This is a genomic window from Nostoc sp. CHAB 5715, from assembly GCF_020829685.1.
Classification (GTDB): Bacteria; Cyanobacteriota; Cyanobacteriia; order Cyanobacteriales; family Nostocaceae; genus Nostoc.
Map to the genome: position 1 here is coordinate 1 of NZ_JAIVFR010000895.1, position 3,110 is coordinate 3,110.

Sequence of the window (3,110 nt, forward strand, 5' to 3'; positions counted from 1 at the left end):
CTTTGAAGATGATAATTTTGACTTTGAGGATGAGGATTTCTTGAAAATAAAACCCATCAGCCAAATGACTGAAGGGGAAAAGCTACAGCGCTTTAAACGGTTCTTCGACAGCAGCAGCCGTGCGATGTTGCAAGACTGTCTATTTCGCATCGTCGATTACGAAGATGGTACAGGCACGTTAGAAATTCTTTGCCCTAACGAAGTCGTAAGACAAGGCCTTTCCAAGAAAAAGCGCAAAATTACCAACAACATCAACACCTGCTGGAGTCATATTAGATGGTTTTCGCTATGTGTCCAGCAAGATAGTGAGTTGAATTGTCAAAAGTTTACCCGTAATGGCGATTTGGTGACATCTTAGGAGGGGAGTGGGGAGTGGGGAGTGGGGGATGAGGGAGCAGGGGGAGCGGGGGAGGCAGGGGGAGTAGGGGAAGAATAACAATGACTAATGACTAATGACTAATGACTAAAAAACAGAAATTTCCTTACCTAGTTGGTTCTAAGTGGACAGCACAGCAAAAAGTTGATGGCTGGCGGCACTTTCAAGTAGTCAATCGTAAAAATCAGGCTAACTGGGTTTACGCCGAAATGGTTGCTGCTTGTGATCCTAAAGTCCGTTTCTGGATAAATGCCAAATTATTACAAGATAACTCCCAGTGGCAAGCTGGCTGGCAAACATTACAGGAAATCCACGGACTTGGAACTGAGGTGTCCTGATTTGCTTCGTTCCCAGTCAGAGACTGGGAATGCCCCTCAAGAGGGCTGCCGCCTCCTAAATTTGGGAATTTAATAATTTTTTACAAAACCAGACTAACTTACTCTCAAGCAGCAATTAAATGGTTGTGACTACCGACTGAAAACTGGGAATTTATCTGTGATCGCAAATTCCACTAGTATTTCCAGCATAGGGCTGCATATACCTCTCTTTACCCTTGAAAGAGCGCCCCAATGCCTTGAAAACACGTTGTCCGACCATCAGCTAATTCTATGAAAAGCATTCAAAAAAGCCGATTTCAGCTTTTTGTATTTTGTAACTATTTTTATACAAATAAGTAATAAAAACTGTTTATTTATCATTTTTAGAGCTAATAAAGTCTTTAAGCCTCATAAAAACCCAAATAGATATAATTGTAATTTAATTCATCACATAAGACCGTTTTACAAATTAAGAGCCACTTTCTTTTCTAGGTAATTTGCCCAATAATGACATTCACAGACCTCACGCATCGCCATCTCAGGAAAGGTGAAGGCAAATGTTTGAGCCACAAGTTTGACAAAAAGCTATAAGAGGCAAATAAAAGTGAAACTAGCAGTCTACGGAAAAGGTGGTATCGGTAAATCCACAACTAGCTGTAATATATCCGTCGCCCTAGCTAAACGTGGCAAGAAAGTGCTGCAAATTGGTTGCGACCCCAAACATGACAGTACCTTTACCCTGACTGGGTTTTTGATTCCGACAATTATCGACACCCTCCAAGAAAAGGACTATCACTACGAAGATGTCTGGCCGGAAGATGTAATTTATAAAGGCTACGGCGGTGTGGATTGCGTAGAAGCTGGTGGGCCTCCTGCGGGTGCTGGGTGCGGTGGATACGTAGTCGGTGAAACCGTAAAATTACTTAAGGAACTCAACGCCTTTGATGAATACGATGTAATTCTCTTTGACGTTCTGGGTGACGTAGTTTGCGGTGGTTTTGCAGCACCACTAAACTATGCAGATTACTGCCTGATCGTTACAGACAATGGCTTTGATGCTTTGTTTGCGGCTAATCGCATCGCTGCTTCAGTCCGTGAAAAAGCACGAACTCACCCACTGCGTCTAGCTGGGTTAATTGGCAACCGCACCTCCAAGCGCGACTTGATTGAAAAATATATAGAAGCAGTGCCAATGCCAGTTCTAGAAGTTTTACCTTTAATCGAAGATATCCGTGTTTCCCGTGTGAAAGGTAAGACTTTGTTTGAGATGGCAGAGCAAGATCCTTCCCTAGACTACGTTTGCGACTACTATCTCAACATCGCCGACCAAATTCTGGCGCGTCCAGAAGGTGTTGTGCCTAACGACACACCAGATCGTGAGTTGTTCTCTTTGTTATCCGATTTTTATCTAAATCCGGGTAAACCCCAGGTTCCTAATTCAGAAGAGGAACTAGACTTGATGATTGTATAAATCACCAAGTTCTCAGGATGAGGGACAATAACATGGCATTCTTTCACAGCTTTACAGACTCATTAAAGCAAAAATGGTTGCAATTTTTCCAGAACAATCGGGACTGGATTACGCTGCACATGCAAGTGGAATCGGTGTACACTCCTGATGGCGGGAAGCGACCACCTTCTTACCTCATCCTGGGAGTAGTTAACGCCCTAGAGCCAAAGCTAGCGCAGTTAATGTTGCCCTTTGCCAAACTCAATCCTGATGCTGATACCCTGATTGAAGTGCTGGATTTGCATTTTGACCCAGATTTCGCTCTTGGTAATCGCTTCGTCAACCTAGAAGTAGAGAGATTCGTAGAAGAAGCAGCAGCTGTCAGCAAGCAATAGAGGGTGGGTGAGGCGATGTCAAATTGGCAGCTGAGAATTGATCCTGTAGTTTTTAATAGTTGTTTCTGCACACCTTGGTTTGTCACTAAAAACAAATCTCGCGTGTAATCTGTATTAAACTTTATCATCGCTGCTTGAGAGCCATCTTTGGAGAAAGCTTGTACTAAACCAAACTGCGGCAGAAAATCTAGGGGTTTCCTGGCATCACCTTGCAGTGGTAGGATGGCTGCTCCCTGTCCTTGGGCAACTGCTACGGCTTGACTATCTGGTGTGATCATAAAGTCTCCCCCAGGTTGGCTTTGCAGACGTTTAGGGGTGGGTTTTTCTGCTGAATCGTTACTGGTTGCTGGCATAAGCCATAGTCCAAAGTCGCCGGGATTTGTTTTATTGCCCCGTTGAATCACAATAGTTTGCCCATCAGGTGATAAGTCAAATTTCAGGTTTTGATAATCTTTACTATCTAAAACTAAGTCAACTTTGCCTGCTGGTTCTACTTCTTGTCCAGATTTACCAGGAACGCCTGTTGTCACTGTGTACAGTTGGGCTGAAAGTAAGTCTTGGTTCTTAGTGGC

Annotated in this window: 3 protein-coding genes and 2 pseudogenes; 4 read left to right on the forward strand and 1 reads right to left on the reverse strand. The window is 43.6% G+C overall.

Annotated elements, in window-relative coordinates; all coding sequences use genetic code 11:
• From LC574_RS33290 to LC574_RS33305, 4 genes and pseudogenes are all read left to right on the forward strand, one after another.
• Positions 1-358 (forward strand): hypothetical protein (locus LC574_RS33290; protein WP_229457858.1); only part of this gene is annotated, 358 nt, incomplete at its 5' end.
• Between the two features lie 101 nt (positions 359-459).
• Entirely contained in the window at positions 460-714 is a 255-nt protein-coding gene (locus tag LC574_RS33295) for a TIGR02450 family Trp-rich protein (RefSeq protein ID WP_229457859.1), read from the forward strand.
• Between the two features lie 583 nt (positions 715-1,297).
• Entirely contained in the window at positions 1,298-2,164 is an 867-nt protein-coding gene (gene bchL, locus LC574_RS33300; RefSeq protein ID WP_012410753.1) for a ferredoxin:protochlorophyllide reductase (ATP-dependent) iron-sulfur ATP-binding protein, read from the forward strand.
• A gap of 32 nt (positions 2,165-2,196) precedes the next feature.
• Positions 2,197-2,433 (forward strand): annotated as a pseudogene (locus tag LC574_RS33305) (DUF5331 domain-containing protein); the annotation flags it as partial.
• On the opposite strand, the pseudogene LC574_RS33310 reads toward LC574_RS33305, so the two are convergent.
• A pseudogene (locus tag LC574_RS33310) lies at positions 2,334-3,110 on the reverse strand (hypothetical protein); the annotation flags it as partial. The pseudogenes LC574_RS33305 and LC574_RS33310 sit on opposite strands and share 100 nt — an antisense overlap.

What these genes read in the sequence shown, in the direction of transcription:
- LC574_RS33295 (WP_229457859.1), top strand. Translation starts at nt 460, where the DNA reads ATGACTAAAAAACAGAAATTTCCTTACCTAGTTGGTTCTAAGTGGACA.